The following is a 22,366-nucleotide window of genomic DNA, read 5'->3' as shown; positions in this document are numbered from 1 at the left end:
CGGTCCTCCCGAGGGACTCAGAACAGGTGGGGGATGGTGACGTCGAGCGCGCCGACGAACAGCGCGTAGAAGACGACGACGATGCCGAGGCTGACGGCGATGGACGTACGCCAGGTCTCCTTGCCCAGGAATCTCAGCCAGACGAAGGCGAGCAGCAATGTGGGGATCTCGAAGCCGATGGTGGCGATCACCGCGACATAGACGATCATGCTGGCGACCGCGGCGACGACCAGCAGGCTGCTGCGGGTGAACCGCTCGGGTGGCTCGGCCCGGCGGGCCTGGACGGCGAGTGCCAGGCCGAGAACCACGAGGGCGACTCCGACGATCATCGGCCAGGTGCCGGGGCCGGAGCCGAGATCGGTGGCTCCCGCGATTGCCGCGCCGCCGAGGAGGACCACGACGGCGGCAGCGATCAGGTTGGCGGACGGGCCGGCCGCGGGCGGCCGGTCGTCAGCGGGTTCGGTGGTCACTTGGCGGTGAGGTCGATCTTGTGCTGGGCCACCAGGTCACGGTACGTCTGGAGCGAGCCGTTCCACTGCTGGAGCAGGGCTGTCCCGTCCACCTCGTTGGCGGTGAGCAGACGCTTGGTGTTGAAGTCCTTGTACGCCTGGTCGGCGAAGCCCTTCTGGAAGGCGGTCCGCAGACGGTCCACCGCCTCCTTGGGCGTGCCCTTCGGCGCGACGATCGCGCGGGACTGCTGGACCGGCACCTGGAAGCCGGCCTCGGTGGCGGTCGGGGTGTCCGGCATGTAGCTGGGCCGCTGGGTGGCGAACGTGACGATCGGGACCGCCTTGCCCGCCTCGATCTGCTCCTTGGCCTCGCCGAGTTGCACCGCCGCGACGTCGACCTGCCCGCCGAGGACCGCGGTGAGCGCCGGTGCGCCGCCGTTGAACGGCACCGCGGTGGCGTCGACCCCGGCCTGGGCGAACAGCAGGGTCTGGGTGAGCTGGCTGCCGGTGCCGACGCCGGTGGTGGCGAACTTGATCGGCCGCTTGGCCGCGACGATGTCCTGGACGGTCTTGAAGCCGGTCTGCGGGTTGGCGATCAGGACGAAGTCGTCCTGCGAGATCCCGGTGACCACCTCGTAATTGTTGATGTCGACGGCCTGGTCGGCCGGTACGGCGAGCGGCGTGATGTAGGCGAGCGAGCCGACGAACACCATGACCGTGTACCCGTCGGCCTTGGCAGCGGCGAGTTCCTTGGCCGCGACGGCCCCGTTGGCACCGGGCTTGTTCTGGACGGTGATCGGCTGCCCGAGGTCCTTGCTCGCGGGGTCGGCCAGCGCACGGCCGATGAGGTCGGTGCTGCCGCCGGCGTCCTGACCGACGAGCAGGGTGACGGCTCGTTCCGGGTAGGCGGCGGTGGAGCCGCTGTCGCCGTCCGAGTCGAGGTTGCCGCCACAGCCGGTGAGCAGGAGAAGACCGGCCAGGCCGAGTGCGGGGAGCGTTATTTTCATCGGGAATCTCCCGCTTGTGAGGGGGGTCACTGGTGCGGCGAGCGTATGGCCGGGTGTTCATGCATGTCCAAGCCAATTAGTGCATCGATTGATACCTTCACGGCATGACTTACTCCCTCGAGCAGCTCCGCGGTTTCGTCGCTGTCGCGGAGGAGCTCCACTTCGGCCGGGCGGCCGCCCGGCTGCGGATGACCCAGCCACCGCTGAGCAGGCAGATCCAGAAACTGGAGGCAGCCGTGGGGGTGCAGCTGCTGGAGCGGGACAACCGCCGGGTCCGGCTCACCCCTGCCGGGCACGCGTTCCTGGCCGAGTCCCGGCGCATCCTCACGATCGCCGAGGCCGCCCCTGCCCTGGCCCAGCGGGTCTCCTCCGGCATGCGCGGAGTGATCAAGCTGGGGTTCACCTCGGCCTCGACGTTCGGGCACCTGGGCCGGATCCTCGATTATCTGAACCTGGAGCTGCCCGAGGTGCACGTCGAGCTGTTCGAGATGGTCACCCGCGAGCAGATCGACGCGCTGACCGCCGGCGACATCGACATGGGGCTGGCGCGTCCGCCCTTCGACCCGGAGCTGTTCGAGTCCCGCCTGCTGCACCGGGAAGCCCTGCTCCTCGCGGTTCACGAGGATCACCCCCTGGCCCACCTGCGCCGGCCGGTGGTTCCCGCCGATCTGGTCGGCGTCCCGTTGATCTTCCACTCGCAGCAGAAGGCCCGGTACTTCTACGACCTGGTCGTCAGCATGGTGCCGCTGGCGCAGGAGCGGGTCATCCACACCGTCAGCCAGGTGATGACCATGTTGTGGCTGGTCTCCCGGGGTCGCGGCGTGGCCTTCGTGCCCGACTCCGCCGGCATGATCGGCCTGCCCAACGTCGCCTACCTGCGGATCGCCACACCGATCCCCGAGCCGGTCGAGCTGCACGTGATCTGGCCCCGCAAGTCGGACAATCCGGCGCTGCCCCGGGCGATCTCGGCCCTCAGTTTCATGATGCGCTGACGGTATCAACCGATGCCGAAACACTCTTGGACAGGCATCACCGTCGCTTCCTACGGTTGCCTCGTGAACCGGATCCCCCCTCTCGAACTGGCCGCCCGGCTCGCCTCGGGCCTCCTCTCCTTTCCCGTGACCCACTTCGACGACAACCTCGCCTTCGACGAGCCGCGCTACCGCGAACACCTCGCGTGGCAGGCGAGCCACGGCGTCGCCGGCCTGTTCGCCGCCGGCGGCACCGGCGAGGGCTTCTCACTGACCAGCGCCGAGATCGACACCGTGGTGCGTGCAGCCGTCGACGAGGTCGGCACGCTGGTGCCGGTGGTCGCCCCGGCCACCGGCGGCACCGCACAGGCGATCGCCCAGGCGCAGGCGGCCGAGACGGCCGGCGCCGCCGGGATCCTGCTGTTCCCGCCCTACCTGACCGAGGCGAGCCAGGCAGGCCTGATCGCGCACGTCGAGGCGGTCTGCCGGGCCACCGGGCTGGGGGTGATCGTCTACAGCCGGGCCAACGCGGTCCTCGAGGACGTGACCGTCGCCGAGCTGGCCGATCGCAACCCCACGCTGATCGGGCTGAAAGACGGGATCGGCGACATCGAGCAGATGACCCGCACGTACGCCAGGGTCGGTGACCGGCTGATCTATGTCGGCGGCCTGCCCACGGCCGAGACGTTCGCGCTGCCGCTGCTGCAACTCGGGGTGAGCACCTACTCCTCGGCGCTCTACAACTTCGTGCCCGAGTTCGCCCTGCGGTTCTACTCCGCGGTCCGGGCGCAGGACCGCACCGCCGTCTACGGCATGCTCAACGACTTCGTCATCCCCTACCTCGACATCCGCGACCGCGCCCGCGGCTATGCCGTCTCGATCATCAAGGCGGGGCTGACCGCAGTCGGGCGCGACGGCGGCCGGGTGCGCCCGCCGCTGACCGATCTGACCACGGAGGAAAGGGCCGACCTGGCCCGCCTGATCGACAAGGTCCGGTCATGAAGCCGACGATCGAGCGCATCGAAGTCGTGCCGGTGGCCGGCCATGACAGCATGCTGCTCAATCTCAGCGGCGCACACGGGCCGTTCTTCACCCGTACCGTCGTGGTCGTCACCGACAGCGAGGGCCGCACCGGCCTGGGCGAGGCACCCGGGGGCGTGGCGATCCGGCGCACCCTGGAGACCGCTCACGAGCTGCTGCTCGGCCGGCCCGTCGCGGAATTCGCCTCGCTGCTGCGCAGCTTCGCCGCGGTCCATGCGGGCCAGGATTCCCGGGGCCGGGGCCTTCAGACGTACGACCTGCGCGTCACCGTCCATGCGGTGACGGCTCTGGAGTCGGCACTGCTGGACCTGCTCGGCCAGCACCTCGGCGTGCCGGTCGCCGAACTGCTCGGCGAGGGCAGGCAGCGTGACAGCGTGCCGGTGCTCGGTTACCTCTTCTACGTCGGCGACACGACCCGCACCACACTGCCCTACGTGCGTGAGCGGCACCCGGCCGACGAGTGGGAACAACTGCGCCGCCTGCCCGCCCTGACGCCGTCCTCGGTGGTCGCGCTGGCTGAGGCCGCCCAGGCTCGCTACGGGTTCAGCGACTTCAAGCTCAAGGGTGGTGTCTTCGACGGGGAGGCGGAGGTCGAGGCGGTGCGGGCCCTGGCCGAACGGTTCCCGCAGGCCCGCATCACCCTCGACCCCAACGGCGCCTGGCCGCTGAAGGACGCGATCGCGCTCTGCCGCGATCTGGGTGGTGTGCTCGCCTACGCCGAGGACCCGGTCGGCGGCGAGGGCGACCTGTCCGGGCGCGAGACGATGGCCGAGTTCCGGCGGGCCACCGGCCTGCGCACCGCCACCAACATGATCGCCTGCGACTGGCGGCAGATGGCGCACGCGGTCCGCGCGAGCGCTGTCGACATCCCGCTCGCCGACCCGCATTTCTGGACCATGCGTGGCTCGGTCCGCGTCGCGCAGCTCTGCCACGACTTCGGGCTCACCTGGGGTTCGCACTCCAACAACCACTTCGACATCTCGCTGGCGATGTTCACGCACGTCGGAGCCGCCGCGCCCGGTGAGATCACCGCCCTGGACACGCATTGGATCTGGCAGGACGGCCAGCGGCTCACCCGCGAGCCGTTCCCGATCCGTGACGGCGCGATCGCCGTGCCGTCCACGCCCGGTCTCGGTGTCGAGCTCGACCGCGAGGCGCTCACCGCCGCCCACGAGCTCTTCGTGGAGCACCAGCTCGGCGGCCGCGACGACGCCGAGGCCATGCAGTACCTCATTCCCGGTTGGCGCTTCGACCCCAAGCGCCCCTGTCTGGTGCGGTGACCCATGTCTGACCGAATCACTGGCCTCACGCTCTCCTCCGTCACTCTGCCGCTGAAGAACGCGATCAGCGACGCGAAAGTCCTCACCGGCCGGCAACGGCCGATGACCGAGGTCGCGTTCCTGTTCGCCGAGATCCGCACCGCCGACGGTCACGAGGGTGTCGGCTTCAGCTACAGCAAACGGGCCGGCGGGCCGGCTCAGTTCGCGCACGCCCGCGAGGTCGCCCCCGATCTGATCGGCGAGGATCCGAACGACATCCAGCGCCTCTGGACGAAGCTCGTGTGGGCCGGTGCCTCGGTGGGCCGCAGCGGCGCGTCCACGCAGGCCGTCGCCGCGATCGACGTCGCGCTGTGGGACCTGAAGGCCAAACGGGCCGGTCTTCCGCTGGCCAAGCTGCTCGGCGCCCACCGTGACTCGGTGCGCTGCTACGACACGTCCGGCGGGTTTCTGCACGAGCCGATCGAGCAGATCCTCGACAACGCCTCCAGGTCGCTCGGTGCCGGGATCGGCGGCATCAAGATCAAAGTCGGGCATCCTTCGGCTGCGACAGACCTTTCGCGGGTACGGGCGGTGCGCGAACACATCGGCGACGAGGTGCCATTGATGGTCGACGCCAATCAGCAGTGGGACCGTCCGACGGCTCAGCGCGTCGGCCGTGCGCTGGAGGAGTTCGGGCTGGTATGGATCGAGGAGCCGCTCGACGCGTACGACGCCGAGGGCCACGCCGCTCTGGCCCGCAGTCTCGACACGGCCATCGCCTCTGGTGAGATGCTGACGAGCGTGGCCGAACACCGTGAGCTGATCCGGCACGGCGCCGTCGACATCATCCAGCCGGACGCGCCCCGGATCGGTGGCATCACCCAGTTCCTGCGGCTGGCAGGGCTCGCCGAACACGCCAACCTGACCATGGCACCGCACTTCGCCATGGAGATCCACGCGCATCTGGCGGCCGCCTACCCGCACGAGCCGTGGATCGAGCACTTCGACTGGCTGCACCCGCTGTTCGACGAGCGCCTCGAGATCCGCGACGGCCGCATCCACCTCTCCGACCGCCCCGGCCTCGGCGTCACCATCAGCGACCAGGCCCGCAAGTGGACCGTCGACCGGGCCGACATCGGAAGCCCGGAATGAACCGGCCGTTCTCGGGCACACCCTGCTTCAGCTCCGACCCCCTGGAGGTCACCGCATGACGAGCGTCCCCAGCATCGACCCGCGCACCGGTGAGACGACCGGGATCGTCGCCGACGAGACCACGCCCGAACGGGTGGACGAGATCTGCTCGACCGCCCTGGCGGCCGCCGGTCCGCTCGAGGACCTCGGCAGGGCCGGGCGCGCGGCGCTGCTCGACGACCTGGCCGCGGCGCTGGAGGCCGACCGGGAACGGATCGTCGAGGTCGCCGACCGGGAGACCGCGCTCGGCACCGCCCGGCTCAACGGCGAGCTGACGCGCACCTGCTACCAGCTGCGGCTCTTCGGCGAGGTACTGCGCGACGGCGGCTATCTGGAAGCGACGATCGACCACGCCGGGGACACCCCGATGGGTCCGCGTCCCGATCTGCGCCGGATGCTCGTGCCGATCGGCCCGGTAGCCGTCTTCGGCGCCAGCAACTTCCCGCTCGCCTTCTCGGTACCCGGCGGCGACACCGCCTCCGCCATCGCCGCCGGCAGCCCCGTCGTCCTGAAGGCCCACCATTCACATCCGGCGACGTCGCAGCTCTGCTACGAGATTCTGGCCGAGGCCGCACAGAAGTCCGGTGCACCCGCCGGCACCTTCGGCATCGTGCATGGTCTCCAGGCCGGCGCCGACCTGGTCGCCCATCCGGCGATCCGCGCGGTCGGTTTCACCGGTTCCGTCAACGGTGCCCGCGCCCTGCTGGCGATCATCGAGAAGCGCCCCGAGCCGATCCCCTTCTATGGCGAGCTGAGCAGCCTCAACCCGGTCGTCGTGACGCCCGGGGCCGCAGCCGACCGCGCCGAGAGCATCGGTGCCGACTTCGCGGCATCGTTCACGCTCGGCGCCGGCCAGTTCTGCACGAAGCCCGGCCTGCTGTTCGTGCCCACCGGACCGGACGGCGACCGCGTGGTCACCGCCATCCAGGACGCGATCGCCGGTCTGGAGCCGATGACGATGCTCAACGCCGGCATCGCCGCCGCCTACGAACAGGGCACCACCGCACTACGCGCCGCGACAGCGGCCGAAACAGGCCCACAGACAACCGGGACGGTGGCACAGCCGGGCCGCGCCACACCTCAGGTGTTCCTCGCGACCGCGGGTGAGCTGCCACCGGAGGCGACCGAGGAGTGCTTCGGCCCCGTCACCGTCGTGGCGCGCTGGTCGGATGAGGCGGAACTGTTCGCCGCCGTCGACCGGCTGCCGCCTTCGCTGACCGCCACCGTGCATCGTGGACCGGGTGAGACGGTGCTGCCCGCCGAGCTGACCCGTCGTTTCCGGCCACACACCGGGCGGCTGGTCTACGACGGCTACCCCACCGGCGTCGCCGTCGCCTGGGCCCAGCACCACGGCGGGCCATGGCCGGCGACCAACACCCAGCACACCTCGGTGGGCACCACCGCCATCCGCCGGTTCCTGCGACCGGTGACCTGGCAGAACGCACCGGCTGAGCTGCTCCCGGCGGAACTGCGTGACGAATTCGACAGGGTCCCACGCCGGGTCGACGGGGTGTTGCACTAGAAAATCTAGGGGTGCAACTGGATCAAGCGGCTCTGCTCGTCGCCGGGGGTGTGGGATCCGGCCTGACCGGGTCGATGGCCGGCCTTGCGTCGCTCATCAGCTATCCGACTCTGCTGGCCGTGGGGCTTCCGCCGATCGCCGCCAACGTGACGAACTCGGTGGGGTTGCTGGCCAGCGGGGCCGGGTCGGCCGCCGGGTCGCGGCTCGAGCTGCGAGGGCAGGGGCGCCGGATCCTGCGGCAGAGTCTGTTCGCGCTGCTCGGTGGGACCACCGGTGCGGTTCTGCTGCTGAACACAACGTCGGCGGTGTTCGAGCTGATCGTGCCGGCGCTGATCGCGCTGGCCGCGGCCGTGCTGCTCTTCCGTGATCAGCTTCGTGGCTGGTACACGAAGCCGAAAGCCCGGTTCGCGCAGCCGCCTCTGGGTCTGGCGATCTTCCTGATCGGCATCTACGGCGGCTACTTCGGCGCGGCGGCGGGTGTCCTCATGCTCGCGGTGATGTCGATGTCGGTGGTGGAGCCGCTCGCCGTGACCAACGCCGTGAAAAGCGTCGTCCTGGGCGCGTCGAACGCCGCAGCCGCGGTTCTATACGCCGTGATCGCGCCGGTTCACTGGACCGCCGCGGCAATACTGGGCGTCGGTTGCCTGATCGGCAGCTGGATCGGTCCGGCTCTGGTTCGCCGTACCCCGGAACGACCACTGCGCTTCGTCATCGCCATCGCCGCCCTGGGCCTGGCCGGCTACCTCTGGCACGACGCCGTCACCACCTGACCGCCCAGCCGGAACGGCGGTGGGACACGCACGGCGGGAGGGGATGGAGACCGGCCCCGGCGGGCCGGTCTCCGTGGCGGGGCGGGTTACCAGGCGCTGGATTCGGCGCTTACGAAGGGGCGCGGCGGGACTCCGTCCCGGACGGCCTCCAGGAAGGAGACGATTTCGGCGGCTACGGAGCGGTGTGAGACGTCGTTGAGTACGTCGTGGTGGGCGCCGCGGACGGTGGCCAGACGGGCCGTGGTCAGGGACTTCGTGAGGCCGGCCAAGGCGTCTCGGTCGGCGATCGGATCGGCATCGCCTATCAGGAGGAGGTGGGGTATGAGCGACGCGCTCGCGTAGGCGGCGTCCAGCAAGTCGGACGGTGCCGCGTCGGCGAGGGTGCCGGGTATGACGGCGGCGTCGTCGCTGAGGACACCCCGATGTACGGGGCAGTGCGAGCGGACGTTCAGTTCGTCCTCCCACTCACCCTCGTGACGCCGGTCGTGTCCGGGCAGCCCGGCCAGCACCACCGCGTCGGGCAGCCACGTCCGATCGTCACGCCCTTCGAAGGTGCTGGAGAGAAGGGCGGCGAGCAGCGCGGCTCCGGTATCGCTGCCGGTGAGCACGAGTGGGCCTACCACGGCAGTGGAAGGGTCGTGGACCGCGGCCGTGAGGGAAGCCTCGAATCCGGCCAAGGTTCCCTCCAGATCGCCGGCGATGATCACGGGCGGCGGCAGGACGCGCACGTGGTAGGCGTCTGCGGCCAACCGGCGGCCCAGCCGGGCGTAGCTGAGCGGGCTCTCACCGCGGCCGGGAACGACCACGACGGTGCCCCGGATGTTGAGGCCGGCCGGGGGAAGGTGTTCGGTCATGTCATGCCGCCGTGAAGGTCGAGGGGGAAGCCGTGGTCGAGGCAGAAACCGTGGCCGAGGCGGGAGCCGTGGCCGAGGCGGGAGCCGTGGCCGAGGCGGGAGCCGTGGCCGAGGCGGAGGCGGTGGCCAGGCTGGAGGCCGGCTTCCAGCCGAGGGCCGGCGCCACCTCGGTGGCGATCAGTTCGAGGGCCCGGACAGCCGCGTCGAAGTCAGGGACACCAGGGTTGAACTGGGTGATCAGGTCGGTGGCCACCGGCAGGACCTTCTCCTGCTGGAAGGCAGCGACGATCTCGTCGGGGTGGCCGTAGAAGGCATGGAACCGGCGCAGGTACTCGTCGAGGCTCTGGCCCGCCGGGAACGTGCCCCGGTCGACGAAGTTACGGGCTGCCCGCTGTACGCCGTCCTCGATCTGGGCCAGGGCGGTCCTGCGGTCGGCGGCCGGGAACACGAACCGCGAGAGGCCGATGCGGGGCGTGCGGGGCTGGTTCCACGCCGCCAGGAACTCGTCGGCCCACGCCCGCTGGATCACGTCGGTGTTCTCGGTGTAGCCGTAGGTTGCCCGGTTGAGCAGCAGGTTCGCTCCGGCCTCGGCGGCGTAACGGGCACCGGTGCCGCTGAACACGGCCTGCCAGACACGGTCGGTGAAGTCGTCGGTGAGCGGCGGCTGGACGGTGAAGCCGGGCGTGCCGACCTCCTCGTTCTGCAGGGCGCGGCGGAGCACGTCGAACTTCGAGGTGGTGGTTTCCCGGCGCAGGGCGAAGTCGGCGCCGAGGGCGGCGTATTCGACGGGGCCGGAGCCGCTGCCGATGCCGATCTCCACGCGGCCGCCACTGAGCGTGTTCACGACGGCGACGTCCTCGGCGACACGGACCGGGTTCTCCAGCGGCAGGATGGTGATGGCGGTGGAGAGGCGGATTCTCTTGGTACGCGCAGCCGCGTGCGCCAGGAACGGCCACGGCGACGACAGGCCGCCGCCGTGCAGCGGGATGTGGTGCTGGGCCACCCAGCCGACGTCGAAGCCGAGTTCGTCGGCGACCACGAACAGCTCCTGTGCCCGGCGGTAGGTCTCGGCCAGCGGCCCGTTGCCCTGGACGTGGGTGAGGAACCCGAGGCGGAATGTCATGAGGCGGCCCATCGGTTGGCGGGGATCGGCAGGCCGAGGTGGCCGCGCAGGGTGTCGTGCTCGTACTCGGTGCGGAACAGGCCCTGTTTCTGCAGCAACGGCACCACGTCGGCGACGAAGCGGGACAGGTCCTCGTTGGTGCGGAATCCGACGTTGAGCCCGTCGAACGCCTCTGCCTCGAACCAGTCGGCGATGGCCTGCGCGACGGTCTCGGGCGCGCCGGTGAACGGGGACGGCTGGTACTGGCTGAACGCCAGCACGGTCTCGCGCAGGGACAGGTTCTCGGACTTCGCCCGCTCGATGATGGCGGTGCCCCGGGTGCGCCCGCTCTTCTCGGCGAGGTGGGCCACGTCCGGGAAGGGCGCGTCCAGGTCGTACCGCGAGAAGTCGTGCGCACCGAACGAGCGGCCGAACTGGGCGAGCTTGCGGGTGAAGTCGTTGTCGGCCTCGTAGATGTCCCGGGACAACCGGTGCGCCTCCTCGTCGGTCGCGGCGACGACCGGCTGCGCGCCCAGGAAGATCACCACGTGGTTCGGGTCGCGCCCGAGTGAAAGAGCCCGCCGCTTGATGTCGGCGTAGTAGGCGCGGACCGACTCGAGCGTCCCGCCGGGCGCGTAGATGCCCTCGGCGACGTGCGCGGCCAGGTTGCGGCCCTCCTCGGAGACGCCGGCCTGGAAGATCACCGGCTGGCCCTGCGGCGACCGGGACAGGTTCAGCGGGCCGGCGACCTTGAAATATGAGCCCTCGTGGTTGAGGGCGTGCAGTTTCGACGGTTCGACGAACACGTCGCGGTCGACGTCGGCGGGGAACGCGTCGTCCTCGTACGAGTCCCACAGCCCCCGGACGACCTGCACGTGTTCGAGCGCCCGGCCGTACCGGGTGGTGTAGTCGAGGTGCTCGTCGAGTCCGTAGTTGCGGGAGGTTCCGGAGTCGAGGCTGGTCACGACGTTCCAGCCGGCCCGGCCGTGGCTGATGTGGTCGAGTGACGCGAACCGGCGGGCCACGTTGAACGGCGAGTTGTAGGTGGAACTCAGCGTGCCGACGAGACCGATGTGCCGGGTGTGGGTGGCGACCGCGGACAGCAGGGTCAGCGGTTCGAGCCGGTTGAGGTAGTGCGGCGGGTAGGTAGCGTCGATGAACTGGCTGTCGACGATGAACAGGGCGTCGAACTTCGCGTGTTCGGCCGCCTGCGCCTGGGCGATGTACCAGTCGATGTCGATGCTGGCGTTCTTCGGGACCCGCGGGTCCTTCCAAAGGCTGTGCTGCCCGGGCCCGCCGACGCCGTAGGCGCGGAGGGCCAGCCGGATCTGCCGGGTCATGCGGGAATCCCTTCGGGTGTGCGGCGATCGGCGCGACGCAGGGTCGGCACGGAGCGGATGAGCTTGCGGGTGTACGGGTGAACGGGCGCGTTGATGACGTCGGCGGACGGCCGGTCCTCGACGATCTCGCCCTCGTACAGGACCGCGATCCGGTCGGCGATCCCGGCGACCGAGCCGAGGTCGTGCGAGATGAACAGCAGCGCGGTGCCGGCGTCCCGGAGTTCCTTGAGCAGTTCCAGGACCTGCACCCGGTTCGCCGAGTCGAGGGCGCTGACCGGTTCGTCGAGCAGGACGAGCCTGGGTTCGGTGATCAGCGCACGGGCCACCGCCACGCGCTGCCGCTGACCACCGGAGAGCTCGCCGGGGAGCCGGTCGAGAAGGGCCTCGTCCAGCCGTACCCGCGCAAGGATCTTGAGGATCTTGTCCCTGATGCCGGCGGCGCCCTGGATGCGCAGCGGCTCGGCCAGGGAGTCGAGGACCGTCAGGTCGGGGTCGAGGCTGCGCAGCGGGTCCTGGAAGACGTACTGGACGACGCCGCGGCGGCGCAGTTCGCGCCACTGGCGGGGCTTGAGCGAGGCCACGTCGGTCCCGTCGATCGCGATCCGGCCGGCGGAGGCCTTGACCAGGCCGAGGATCGTGCGGGCCAGCGTGGACTTGCCGGAGCCGGTCTCGCCGATGACGCCGACCGTCTCACCCGGTGAGAGCGACAGCGAGACGGATCGCAGGACGTGCAGGCGGCCGGTGCGGCGGCGGTAGTGCACGTCGAGGTCGGTGATCTCAAGAAGTGACAAGGTAGCGCTCCAACCCGTAGGACTCGTGCTCCTCGATGAGCAGGCGCGTGTACTCGTGTTCCGGCTGGTAGAGAATCTTCTCGACCGGTCCCTGCTCGACCACCGTGCCGTCACGCATGACCAGCACCTCGTCGCAGAACTGGGCGACCACGGCGAGGTCGTGCGACACCACCACGAGGGCGAGGCCGGTGGATTCGCGCAGTTCGGCGAGCAGGTCGAGGATCTCGGCCTGCACGGTGACGTCGAGTGCGGTGGTCGCCTCGTCGGCGATCAGCACCTTCGGCTGCGCGGCGATGGCGGCGGCGATCAGCGAGCGCTGCAGCATGCCGCCGGAGAGTTCGTGCGGGTACTGCTTGTAGACGGCTGCCGGCAGACGCACTGACGCCAGCAGCTCGACTGCACGCAAGCGAGCAGCGCGGCGGCCGAGGCCCAGCTTGACCCGGACGACCTCGGCGACCTGGGATCCGATGGTGAGCGAAGGGTTGAGGTAGGAGGCCGGGTCCTGGAAGACCGCGCTGATCGTGGAGCCACGCAGCGCGGTCCACTGCTTCGGCGTCAGCGACGCCACGTCGTGGCCGTCCAGCTCGATACTGCCGCCGGAGATCCGGAAGTGCTCGGGCAGGATGCCGAGGGCGGCGCGACAGGTCAGGGTCTTGCCGCTGCCGGACTCGCCGACGATGCCGACGACCGCTCCGGGCTCGAGGGTGAAGGAGACCCCATGGACGATCTCGCGGTCGTAGGCGATCTTGACGTCACGCAGTGCGAGCAGGGACATGTCCCCTCCCCCGATTCAGCAGGAGCGCCCGCCCGGCTTCGCCTGACACGTCCCGGATGGCGTCGGCGAGCAGGTTGCAGGCCCAGACGGTGGCCATGATCAAGAAGGTGGGTACGAGTGGCGCCCACGGCCGGAAGCTGAGGTAGCCGAGGTCGGCGGCGAGCACACCGCCCCAGGTCGGCGCGGGCGGCTGCACGCCGATGCCGAGGAAGGTCAGGCTCGATACCACGACGAAGCCGATGCCGGCCGTGTTGGCCAGGGCCACCGCGATCGGCGGCAGCACCTTGACCCACACGTGCTTGCGGACCACCCAGCCGACCGAGGCGCCGGAGATCAGCGCCGCCTCGACGTACTGCGAGCGGGCCACCGACAGCGTCGCGGCCCGCGACACCCGGAAGAACAGCGGCGAGATCATGATGCCGACGGTGAACATGGCCTGCGGGATGCCGTTGCCGAGCAGGGCGGTCACGGCGACCGCGAAGACCAGGAACGGCAACGCGATCAGGGTGTCGGCCAGCCGCAGCGTGACCCATTCGAAGACCGAGCCGAGGTAGACCGACAGGATGCCCGGGATCACCCCGGCGACCAGGGCGACCAGCGACACCTGGATCGAGCCGAGGACGCTGACCCGGGAGCCGTCGAGCAGCCGGCTGAGCACGTCGCGGCCCAGGTAGTCGGTGCCGAGCCAGTGCGCGCCGGACGGTCCGGCGAGGATCTCGGCGCCGCCTTCGAGCGGGTCGTACGGGGCGAGGAACGGCCCGGCCACCGCCAGCAGCGCGATGAAGGCGATTATGCCGACCGCGATGCGGCCCGTCGGCAGTGTGAGGATCCGGCGGAACATGTCAGACCCCCCGTGCCGAGGCCGGGGTGACCCGGACCAGGATGACATTGACCAGCAGGTTGAAGACCACGACGAGGACCACCGAGACGACCAGCACGCCCTGCACGGCCGGGACGTCGCCACGCTGGGCCGAGTCGGCGGCGAACTGCCCGAACCCGGGCATTCCGAAGATCGACTCGGTGACGACGGCGCCGCCGAGCAGGTTAGGGAACTTCATGCCGAGCACGGTCAGCGCCGGGCCCATGCCGTTGCGCAGCACGTGCCGGAAGAAGATCCGGCGAGGGCTGAGGCCGCGGACCACGGCGCCGGTCACATAGTTTTCGCGGTACGCGGCCACGAGTCCCGCCCGCAGCTGACGTGCCACGTCGGAGACGGTGTCGAAGCTGAGCGCGATGGCCGGCAGGGTGATGTGGGCCAGCCACACCGCCCAGCCCCGCTCGGCCGGCACGTAACCGGCCGAGGGGAACCAGCCGAGCGCCACGGCGAACACCACGACCAGCGCGATGCCGACCACGAACGAGGGCATCACCGAGATGAACGTCATGAACCCGGTGATCGCCCGGTCCACCCAGGTGGTCCGGCGCACCGCGGCCAGCACGCCGAACCCGAATCCGAAGACCACGCCGATGACCAGCGCGAGCCCGGCCACCGAGAGGCTGATGACGGCGCCCTCCAGCAGCAGCCGGGAGATGTCGGCGCCGTTGAACCAGCTGACGCCGAGGTCGCCGTCGAGGAGGTCGCCGAACCAGTCGAAGTACTGGGTGAGAAACGGCCGGTCCAGTCCCCACTCGTGCTCGATCTGGGCGATCGTCTCCGGGGTGGCCGACTCACCCAGTTGCAGGTGAGCCGGCGAGAGCCCGCTCAGCGCCCGCAGCGCGAACGTCACGAACGTGGCGACTCCGAAGACCGGTACGAAGATGGCGATCGTACGGACGAGACCGCTGAGCAGGCCCTTGATCATGAGACGGTCAGCCCGGTCCAGTGCAGCTGCCCGGGGATCGGCGCGAAGTCCGACACCTTGGAGCTCTTCACGAACAGGTTCGGCAGCGAGTGGGTGAAGACCAGAGCCTTGCTCTCCAGTCCGGCACGGGTCGCGGCCTGCAGGTTCGCCTGATAGTCGGGCGAGCCGAGCGGCGTCTCACGGGCCTTCTTCACGGCCACTTCAAAACCTTCCGGCTGGTACGGGGTGCTGAGGTTCAGCGGTCCGTTGGGGCCGAAGTGGGCGGTCAGCGTCTGCACGGGCGACTCACGTCCGGTGGTGCCGTACAGCGACAGGGTCAGGTCCTTGGCGAAGAACGGGGTGGCCCAGTTCGGGTCGACCTTGATGCCGACCGTGATGCCGATCGCGGCGAGCTGCGACTGGACGATCTCGGCGGCGGTCTGCTGGTTGGGGATGACCAGATCGAGCTTGATGTCGCCGGGCTTGTGGCCGGCCTCGGCGAGCAGCGCCTTGGCCTTCTCCACGTCGTACGGCCAGCGGTTAGCCGACTGCTGGTCGTACGCCAGATAGGTCGTCGGGAACGGCTGGTCGGTGGGTGTGCCCTGCCCGAAGGTGACCTTGTCGACGAACTCCTGCCGGTTGATCGCGTGCCGCACCGCGTCGACGACCTTGGGGTTGTCGAACGGCTTCTTGTTGATGTTGATGCTGATGTTCGAGGCGTTGTAGCCCGGCTGGAGAACCACGTCGAGCTTGGCCGCCTCGGCCGCCTTGACCTGGTTCGGGGCGAGGCCGGCCAGGTCGTAGACACCGGTCTGCACGCCCGAGACGATGGTCGCCGTGTCGGGGGCGGAGAGCAGCTCCACCTTCTCGATCTTGATGTTGGCGGCGTCCCAGTAGTCCGGGTTCTTCTTGAGGTGGACGTGCGAGCCGGGCACGTTCTCGGTGACCACGAACGGGCCGGCGCCGACCGGGCTCTTGTCCAGCGCGGCCGGGTCCTGCGCCGCCTTCGGGCTGGGGATCTGGGCGACCCGCTCGCCGAGCAGCAGAGGGATCTGGAAGTCGGTCTGGGTCAGGTCGATGACCACATCGAGATCCTTCGCGGTCACCGTCTTGATCGAGGTGAGGTCGCCGAACAGCGCCGAGTTCTTCTGCGTCTTGGCCCGCTCCAGGTACGCCTTGATCGCCTCGGCGTTCACCGGCTCGCCGTCGCTGAACTTCAGGCCCTTGCGCAGGTGGAAGGTGACCTGGTCGCCCTTGTCGTTGTAGTCCCAGCTCTCGGCCAGGCTCGGGACGGCCTCACCCTTCTCGTTGATCTCGGTGAGCGAGGCGTATGCCAGCGACAGGATCCGGAACTGCGCGCCGCTGCCGGACACCACCGGGTCCCAGTGGGCGGGCAGGGTGACGGCCCAGCGGAGTGTGGGCTCACTTTTGCCGCCGCCGGCCGCACCACCGGCGCAACCGGTGAGGGCCAGTGCCAGTGCGCTTACCGCGGCCGCCAGTTTGGTACGTCTCATCAGGATGCCTTCGCAGTGGTGTGGATGTTCTGGGGGACGGGCAGGCCGAGGTTGCCGCGCAGGGTGGTGGCCTCGTACTCGGAGCGGACGATGCCGCGCTCGCGCAGGATCGGCAGCACCTCGTCGGTGAACCGGGCGAACTCGCTGGGCACGGTGACGGTGACGTTGATGCCGTCGAACGCGCCGGCCTCGAACCACTTCTGGATCTCGTTCGCCACGGTGAGCGGGGAGCCGGTGAACGGCGAGCGGCGGGACTCGATGCCGTGCTGCACGACCTGGCGCAGCGTGAAACCGTTGTCCTTCGCCAGCTTCTTGATCTTCTCGGCGTGGGTGCGGAAGCTGCGGTCGCCCAGGTCGCCGAGCTCCGGGAAGGGCGCGTCCAGGTCGTACTGCGTGAAGTCGTGCCAGCCGAACGGGCGGCCTAGCTCCTTGAGCGCCCGGTCGAAGTCCTTGCCGCCGATGATCGCGGCCTCCTTCGCGCGGGCCTCCTCATCGGTGTCCGCGAGGGTCAGGCCGATGCCCGGGAAGATCAGGACGTGCTCGGGATCACGGCCCTTGGCCTTGGCCCGGCTCCTGATGTCCTCGGCGAACGCCACGCCTTCCTCGACCGTCTGGGCGTGCGTGAAGATCGCCTCGGCGACGCTCGCACCCAGGTCACGGCCCTCGTCGGAGTCGCCGGCCTGGAAGATGACCGGCTGGCCCTGCGGCGAGCGCTGCAGGTTGAGCGGACCGACCACCTGGAAGTGCTCGCCGATGTGGTTCAGGGCGTGCTGCCTGCTCTTGTCGAAGAAGACGCCGCGCTCCTTGTCGCGGGGGAAGGCGTCGTCCTCGTACGAGTCCCACAGTCCCTGGACCACGCGGACGTGTTCCAGCGCGCGGCCGTACCGGGTGGCATAGTCGTAGTGCTCCTTGCGGCCGTAGTTGCCGGCGGTGCCGCCGTCCCCGGTCGCGACCACGTTCCACCCGGCCCGCCCGCCGCTGATCACGTCGAGCGAGGCGAGCCGCCGGGCGATGTTGAACGGGTCGTTGTACGAGGTGGTCAGCGTGCCGACCAGGCCGATGCTGGTGGTGTGAACGGCCACGGCGGAGAGCAGGGTCAGCGGCTCGAGCCGGTTCAGGTAGTGGTTGGGCGAGTCCGGGGTGATGAACTGGCTGTCCACGATGAACACGAGGTCGAACTTCGCGGCCTCGGCCTGCTGCGCCCGGGCGATGTACCACCGGATGTCGACGCTGGCGTCGCCCGGTATCTCGGGATTGAGCCAGGTGTGGTGCTGACCGGGTCCGCCCACACCGAGCAATACGGCACCTAATTTAAGCGTCTTTTTCGACATTTATGGACCTTTTCATTTATCGATAGCTTTTAGGGGGTTGGCGCCTCGGGCGGCGGCACCGGCTTCAGTATCAGCAGGCCCGTGTTCCGGCGTCCAAGGAGAGATCGTGATGACAAGCCATCACAACCGCTGATCAATTCCTAGTAGACTGATAGGTATGAGTCGGTATCTCGACATCGCTCCGCTGCGCAGCCTCGTCGCCGTCGCGGATTGTGGCGGCTTCCAGCGGGCCGCCACGTCCCTGCACCTGAGCCAGGGTGCGGTCAGTCAGCACGTGCGCCGGCTGGAGACCGCCCTCGGCCGCACCCTCGTCGAGCGCGACGGGCGCGGCTCACGGTTCACCGCCGACGGCGAGGCCCTGCTCGGCCACGCCCGGCGGATCCTGGCCGTGCACGACGAGGCATTGCACGCCTTCGGCGCCCTCAGCGCCGACGACGAGCCGGCCCTGGTGATCGGGTCGACCGAGCACGCCGCGGCCCAGCTGCTGCCCGAGCTCACGGCCGCTCTGGCCGCCACCTTCCCGGACCGGCGCATCCGGTTCCGGATCGATCGCGGCGCCCAGCTGCGGACCGCACTGCAGGAGGGCAAGATCGATCTGGCGCTGCTGCTCGGCCCGGCCCAGGAGAGCGACGCCCGGACCGTCGGCGAGCTACACCTGACCTGGTATTCAGCTCCCCATTGGACATCGCCGGCGCCCGGCGAGCCGGTGCCGCTGGTCTGCTTCGACGCCCCGTGCGCGATCCGCAGCCTGGCCCTGGAGACGCTGGCCGAGGGCGACGTGCCGACCGAGGTGGGCGCCGAGGCCGCCCATCTGGCCGGAGTTCAGGCCGCCGTCCGGGCGGGGCTCGGCGTGGGCCTGATGGCCACACTCGGCCAGCGGCCGGACGGGCTGGCCGCCCGCGACGACCTGCCGCCGCCGCGCCCTCTCGAGCTGTCGGTCTGGCCCCGCCGCGGCCTGCCGCCCGAACTGTTGGACGGGGCCGCCACAGCGCTCACGAAAATCCTGACCGGCGCTATTCGCCATTGAGGGCCACGTAACGTCCCGAGTGGTAGACCAGCGGGGTCGTCGTCGACCCCAGCCCGTGCTCACCGGTGAGCGGGGTGGCCAGCACGATCGTGTGGTCGCCGGCCTGCACCCGGTCGACGACCCGGCAGACCAGGCGAGCCAGCACCCCGTCGAGCAGGGGAACCCCGCCGGGCCCCTCCCGCCAGGCGCCGTGCTCGGCCAGCCGGTCGATGCCGCGGGTCGAGAACGTCCTGGCCACGTGCTCCTGCTCCTGACCGAGCACGTGCACCGCGACCGTGTCGGCGGCCTGCACCGCGGGCCACGCCGAGGCGCTCTGGGCCAGGCAGAACGAGACCAGTGGCGGGTCGAGGGAGACCGAGGTGAAGGAGGTCGCGGTGAAGCCGGTGGCCGGTTCACCGGGCGCGGTGACCACCACCACGGCCGCGGCGTGGCGACGCAGCAGCTGGCGGAACAGATCGGCGTCCACGGTATCGGTGGGGACGGCTTGCAGGGTCATGACGGGCCTCCATCGCATTGCGGTCGGTACAGCTCTTGCTCGTCGCGAAGGCGGCGTGTGATGCCCGAGGTCACCCGCCGCCAGGCTCGCACCACTGACGGTGCTCTGCGGTCACCCGGCCCGTCAACCCGCTTCCCATATCCTAGTAAACCGATAGGATCTCATTGACATTGGCGGGGTTGACCAGCCAGGATGCGGGCATGAGCGTCGAGGATCCGTTCCATCAGAGACTGCACCACATCGCGTCCCACTCGCTGAGCTCCGACACCGCCCAGACCAGCGGGATGCGCCGGGTCGAGGCGATCAGCGGCGCCACCGTGGGCAGCCGGAACCTCTGGATGGGGCAGACCCACGTGGCCGCGAGCACCAACTCCGGCAATCACCACCACGGCGAGTCCGAGACCGCGATCTACGTGGTCAGCGGCAACCCGTCGTTCGTCTTCCTGGACGAGGAGAAGGGTGAGATCCGGGTCGACACCAAACCCGGGGACTACATCTACGTACCGCCATGGGTCCCGCATCGCGAGGAGAACCCGGATCCGGAGAACGAGGCCGTCGTGGTGATCTCCCGTACCACGCAGGAGGCGATCGTCGTCAACGTCCCGGACCTGAAGTGGATCGGCCCGGTGGCGGTCGGAACGGCGGAGGCGTAACACCTGTCACAAGTGTGACCATGGGGTCATGACGATCCGGGTCGCGATGTGGTCAGGTCCCCGCAACATCTCCACGGCGATGATGCGCAGCTTCGGCTCACGCGCCGACACCGTCGTCTCCGACGAGCCGCTGTACGCCCATTACCTGGCCGCCACCGGTCTCGACCACCCCGGCCGCGACGAGATCCTGGCCTCCCAGCCGCAACGCTGGGAGGACGTCGCCGACGCGCTGACCGGTCCGATCCCCGGCGACCCGGCCGTCTACTACCAGAAGCACATGACCCACCACCTGCTCCCCGGGATCGGCCGGGACTGGCTGGGCAAGCTCACCCACGCCTTCCTGATCCGCGACCCCGCGCACGTGGTGGCGTCGTACTCGAAGGTCCGCGGCGAGCCCACCCTCTCCGACCTCGGCTATCCGCAGCAGGCCGAGATCTTCCGCACGTTCGGCGGACCGGTCGTCGACTCGGCCGACGTGCTGCGCGACCCCGGCCGTACCCTGCGACTTCTCTGCGAGAGCCTCGGCTTCGCCTTCGACCCGGCGATGCTCTCCTGGGCTACCGGCCCGCGACCGGAGGACGGCGTGTGGGCGCCTCATTGGTACGCGTCGGTGCACGCCTCGACCGGTTTCGCGCCCTACGACCCGTCGCCCGCCTCGGTCCCGGACCGGCTGCTCCCGCTGGTCGAGGCCGCCCGCCCCTACTACGAGGAACTGGCTGCCCACCGCCTCTGAAGGGACTCCGGAGTGAGGGTCGGGGGCGGGGTCGCGAGCAGTGGCCGAGCCACCTGACGGCAGCCGGAGTCTCCGGCCGGGCTGCAAGCGCGGCAGGATCCGGCACCCGGACGAGCGGTGCCGTTGCTGCGGCGGTGGGGTCACACCCAGCGGTTACGCGCGACCCTGTCGTCGCGGAGGCGACGGCAGGCGTCCACGGATCCGCAGTGTGCGACCCCACCGTTGTAGCCGACGACATCGGGAGCACACGCGAAGCCCGGGCGGGTGTCCCCGCGGCTCGCGGGCGGCGGGCGGGCGGGCGGCGGGCGGCGGGCGGCGGGCGGCGGGCGGCGGGCGATCTTCACTGCGGAAGGTGACCAGCTGTTCTCTAGACACCTTTTACGGTCAGGGCCTGGTTGGGGCTGGTGGGGACAGTCCTGTCCCGGGCCGCTTGATCGCCCAGCCGTGCCCGGCGAACCCTTCCCCACACCGCCTGATCACCCAGCCGTGGCAGGCAAACCCTTCCCCGGGCTGTTGATCGCCCAGCCGTGGCCGGCGAACCCTTCCCCAGGCCGCTTGATCGCCCAGCCATGCCCAGCGAACCCTTCCCCGGTCCGGAGGCAGCGATATCCCGGAGCCCGGCTCCGAAAACGGCCCTAGTTGATCGTCCAGCACCGGGTCGCGGCGGTAACCGACCCCGCGAGCCCGGAGCCCACGACGGCAACGCCAAACCATCAGCCGACCGAACGCCACCACGGCTCAGACGGATGCGGCTGACGGGCCGGCAACCCCGACTGCGAAAGTTCTCTAGCTGGGCTTACCGCCGCTCCTGTTGGTGACAGTGGTGACGAGGTTGCCGTCGTCGTCGTGCTTTGCGGTGCAGGTCAGTGCGACGCTGCCGGGGACGGACGTGCCCATGCTGGTCATGGTGTACTTGCCGGAGCCGTTGACCTCGAAGCCACCCTCGACGGCGACGGGTTCCGCGACCTCGACACCATTGAGGATGGTCGCCACCAGGCCGCTGCCGGAGCTGTCCGCCATCGCGTCGCGCGCGTTCATCTCGTCGAGGAACGCCGTCTCGCACGCGGTCTTGGCCTCGGCGGCAGTGGGGCCGGACCCAGCGACGAGCGCGACGATCCCGGCTGTCACGGCTGCGCCGAGCACCAGGACGCCACCCGCGACCCACGGCACGACCTTCCGGATCCGGGACGGTGTGGCAGGCGGCGCCACGGAGGGAATCGTCGCGTAGGGAGACTGCGCAGCCGCGGCGTAAGGGCTCGGCACCGCCTCCGGCCCGGCGGGGAAGGACTGCGGCAAGGCTTGCGAGGCGGCCTGAAGATACTGCGCATACTGCGCCTGCTGGGCCGCGTGGATGTCATAGACGGGCTGCCCGGCATGCCCGTTCGGCATCCCCTGAGCGGGTACCGGCGGCTGCGCGTACGCCTGCCTCGGATCCGTCGCGGGAGCGACGCTGTACTGCGGAGCGGGATGATCCGCCGACACGACATCCACCGCGCCGTTCTGCGGCGCAGAGTATCCCGCCGGGGAGGTCAGCACGGCGGGAGGCCCGTAGGAGCCGCTCTGCGGATGGACCACGTCTCCGTAAGCCAGCGGGACCGGCTGTACGAAACCGCCGTGAGCCGGCGGGCTCGGCTGTACGAAACCGCCGTGAGCCGGCGGGCTCGGCTGCACGAAACCGCCCTGGGGCGGGGACGCCTGTCCGAGGGGCCCGCCACCGGAGGGATCAGCCGAGCCGTACTGCTCGAAAGGCATCGTCACG

Annotated in this window: 22 protein-coding genes; 9 read left to right on the top strand and 13 right to left on the bottom strand. The window is 69.9% G+C overall.

Features of this window, described 5'->3' with window-relative positions:
* Positions 1 to 17 precede the first annotated feature (17 nt).
* Both CLV67_RS23545 and CLV67_RS23540 read right to left on the bottom strand, forming a co-directional pair.
* A complete protein-coding gene (locus tag CLV67_RS23545; protein ID WP_106321873.1) occupies positions 18 to 470 on the bottom strand; it encodes a tripartite tricarboxylate transporter TctB family protein in 453 nt (150 codons plus the stop codon).
* On the bottom strand, positions 467 to 1,456 hold the full coding sequence (locus CLV67_RS23540) for a tripartite tricarboxylate transporter substrate binding protein (protein ID WP_106321871.1): 990 nt from the start codon (positions 1,454 to 1,456) through the stop codon (positions 467 to 469). Before CLV67_RS23540 ends, CLV67_RS23545 begins: the two co-directional genes overlap by 4 nt.
* A 104-nt stretch (positions 1,457 to 1,560) precedes the next feature.
* Between CLV67_RS23540 and CLV67_RS23535 the strand changes: the two genes are divergently transcribed.
* The 6 genes from CLV67_RS23535 to CLV67_RS23510 all read left to right on the top strand — a co-directional run bounded on the left by CLV67_RS23535 (position 1,561) and on the right by CLV67_RS23510 (position 8,210).
* On the top strand, positions 1,561 to 2,448 hold the full coding sequence (locus tag CLV67_RS23535; protein ID WP_106321869.1) for a LysR family transcriptional regulator: 888 nt from the start codon (positions 1,561 to 1,563) through the stop codon (positions 2,446 to 2,448).
* 63 nt (positions 2,449 to 2,511) lie between these two features.
* Positions 2,512 to 3,429, top strand: a complete 918-nt coding sequence (gene kdgD, locus CLV67_RS23530; protein WP_106321867.1) for a 5-dehydro-4-deoxyglucarate dehydratase — start codon at positions 2,512 to 2,514, stop codon at positions 3,427 to 3,429.
* On the top strand, positions 3,426 to 4,748 hold the full coding sequence (locus CLV67_RS23525; protein ID WP_106321865.1) for an enolase C-terminal domain-like protein: 1,323 nt from the start codon (positions 3,426 to 3,428) through the stop codon (positions 4,746 to 4,748). Before kdgD ends, CLV67_RS23525 begins: the two co-directional genes overlap by 4 nt.
* A gap of 3 nt (positions 4,749 to 4,751) precedes the next feature.
* Positions 4,752 to 5,879 (top strand): L-talarate/galactarate dehydratase, encoded by a 1,128-nt coding sequence (locus CLV67_RS23520; protein ID WP_106321863.1) that lies wholly within the window; start codon positions 4,752 to 4,754, stop codon positions 5,877 to 5,879.
* Between the two features lie 55 nt (positions 5,880 to 5,934).
* Positions 5,935 to 7,440 (top strand): aldehyde dehydrogenase (NADP(+)), encoded by a 1,506-nt coding sequence (locus tag CLV67_RS23515; protein WP_106321861.1) that lies wholly within the window; start codon positions 5,935 to 5,937, stop codon positions 7,438 to 7,440.
* Between the two features lie 11 nt (positions 7,441 to 7,451).
* Positions 7,452 to 8,210 carry a sulfite exporter TauE/SafE family protein gene (locus tag CLV67_RS23510; protein WP_106321859.1) on the top strand — a complete coding sequence of 253 codons (759 nt, stop codon included), beginning with the start codon at positions 7,452 to 7,454 and terminating at the stop codon, positions 8,208 to 8,210.
* Positions 8,211 to 8,296: 86 nt separating this feature from the next.
* Here CLV67_RS23510 and CLV67_RS23505 read toward each other — a convergent pair whose 3' ends face one another.
* The 9 genes from CLV67_RS23505 to CLV67_RS23465 are packed head-to-tail and all read right to left on the bottom strand — an operon-like array spanning position 8,297 to position 17,698.
* Positions 8,297 to 9,064 carry an alpha/beta fold hydrolase gene (locus tag CLV67_RS23505; protein ID WP_106321857.1) on the bottom strand — a complete coding sequence of 256 codons (768 nt, stop codon included), beginning with the start codon at positions 9,062 to 9,064 and terminating at the stop codon, positions 8,297 to 8,299.
* Position 9,065: 1 nt separating this feature from the next.
* The gene (locus tag CLV67_RS23500) at positions 9,066 to 10,187 is read right to left on the bottom strand and encodes an LLM class flavin-dependent oxidoreductase (RefSeq protein ID WP_203737214.1); all 1,122 of its coding nucleotides are present in this window, start codon (positions 10,185 to 10,187) and stop codon (positions 9,066 to 9,068) included.
* Positions 10,184 to 11,506, bottom strand: coding sequence for an NtaA/DmoA family FMN-dependent monooxygenase (locus tag CLV67_RS23495; RefSeq protein WP_106321853.1), 1,323 nt, complete (start codon positions 11,504 to 11,506; stop codon positions 10,184 to 10,186). The genes CLV67_RS23500 and CLV67_RS23495 overlap by 4 nt, the downstream gene beginning before the upstream one ends.
* Positions 11,503 to 12,297: an ABC transporter ATP-binding protein gene (locus CLV67_RS23490; protein WP_106321851.1), complete on the bottom strand. Its 795-nt coding sequence runs from the start codon at positions 12,295 to 12,297 to the stop codon at positions 11,503 to 11,505. Before CLV67_RS23490 ends, CLV67_RS23495 begins: the two co-directional genes overlap by 4 nt.
* Complete coding sequence (locus tag CLV67_RS23485; protein ID WP_106321849.1) at positions 12,284 to 13,072, bottom strand: ABC transporter ATP-binding protein; 789 nt, start codon at positions 13,070 to 13,072, stop codon at positions 12,284 to 12,286. The genes CLV67_RS23490 and CLV67_RS23485 overlap by 14 nt, the downstream gene beginning before the upstream one ends.
* Entirely contained in the window at positions 13,050 to 13,913 is an 864-nt protein-coding gene (locus CLV67_RS23480) for an ABC transporter permease (RefSeq protein ID WP_106321847.1), read from the bottom strand. The genes CLV67_RS23485 and CLV67_RS23480 overlap by 23 nt, the downstream gene beginning before the upstream one ends.
* Before the next feature lies 1 nt (position 13,914).
* Positions 13,915 to 14,874 (bottom strand): ABC transporter permease, encoded by a 960-nt coding sequence (locus CLV67_RS23475; protein ID WP_106321845.1) that lies wholly within the window; start codon positions 14,872 to 14,874, stop codon positions 13,915 to 13,917.
* On the bottom strand, positions 14,871 to 16,367 hold the full coding sequence (locus CLV67_RS23470) for an ABC transporter substrate-binding protein (RefSeq protein WP_106321843.1): 1,497 nt from the start codon (positions 16,365 to 16,367) through the stop codon (positions 14,871 to 14,873). Before CLV67_RS23470 ends, CLV67_RS23475 begins: the two co-directional genes overlap by 4 nt.
* The gene (locus CLV67_RS23465) at positions 16,367 to 17,698 is read right to left on the bottom strand and encodes an LLM class flavin-dependent oxidoreductase (protein ID WP_106321841.1); all 1,332 of its coding nucleotides are present in this window, start codon (positions 17,696 to 17,698) and stop codon (positions 16,367 to 16,369) included. The genes CLV67_RS23470 and CLV67_RS23465 overlap by 1 nt, the downstream gene beginning before the upstream one ends.
* 157 nt (positions 17,699 to 17,855) lie before the next feature.
* Between CLV67_RS23465 and CLV67_RS23460 the strand changes: the two genes are divergently transcribed.
* The gene (locus tag CLV67_RS23460; protein WP_106321839.1) at positions 17,856 to 18,725 is read left to right on the top strand and encodes a LysR substrate-binding domain-containing protein; all 870 of its coding nucleotides are present in this window, start codon (positions 17,856 to 17,858) and stop codon (positions 18,723 to 18,725) included.
* Here the strand turns inward: CLV67_RS23460 and CLV67_RS23455 are convergent.
* Positions 18,712 to 19,221: a flavin reductase family protein gene (locus tag CLV67_RS23455; RefSeq protein ID WP_106321837.1), complete on the bottom strand. Its 510-nt coding sequence runs from the start codon at positions 19,219 to 19,221 to the stop codon at positions 18,712 to 18,714. The genes CLV67_RS23460 and CLV67_RS23455 overlap by 14 nt on opposite strands.
* 200 nt (positions 19,222 to 19,421) lie before the next feature.
* Between CLV67_RS23455 and CLV67_RS23450 the strand changes: the two genes are divergently transcribed.
* Together CLV67_RS23450 and CLV67_RS23445 are read left to right on the top strand one after the other, a co-directional pair.
* On the top strand, positions 19,422 to 19,874 hold the full coding sequence (locus tag CLV67_RS23450) for a cupin domain-containing protein (protein ID WP_106321835.1): 453 nt from the start codon (positions 19,422 to 19,424) through the stop codon (positions 19,872 to 19,874).
* A 28-nt stretch (positions 19,875 to 19,902) separates the two neighbouring features.
* The gene (locus CLV67_RS23445; protein ID WP_203737213.1) at positions 19,903 to 20,607 is read left to right on the top strand and encodes a sulfotransferase-like domain-containing protein; all 705 of its coding nucleotides are present in this window, start codon (positions 19,903 to 19,905) and stop codon (positions 20,605 to 20,607) included.
* 786 nt (positions 20,608 to 21,393) lie between these two features.
* On the opposite strand, the gene CLV67_RS23440 is transcribed toward CLV67_RS23445, so the two are convergent.
* On the bottom strand, positions 21,394 to 22,365 hold the full coding sequence (locus CLV67_RS23440; protein ID WP_106321833.1) for a hypothetical protein: 972 nt from the start codon (positions 22,363 to 22,365) through the stop codon (positions 21,394 to 21,396).
* Position 22,366: the final 1 nt, after the last annotated feature.

The sequence above is a fragment of the Actinoplanes italicus genome (genome assembly GCF_003001815.1).
Classification (GTDB): Bacteria; Actinomycetota; Actinomycetes; order Mycobacteriales; family Micromonosporaceae; genus Actinoplanes; species Actinoplanes italicus.
This window is presented reverse-complemented; position numbering and strand designations above follow the sequence as displayed.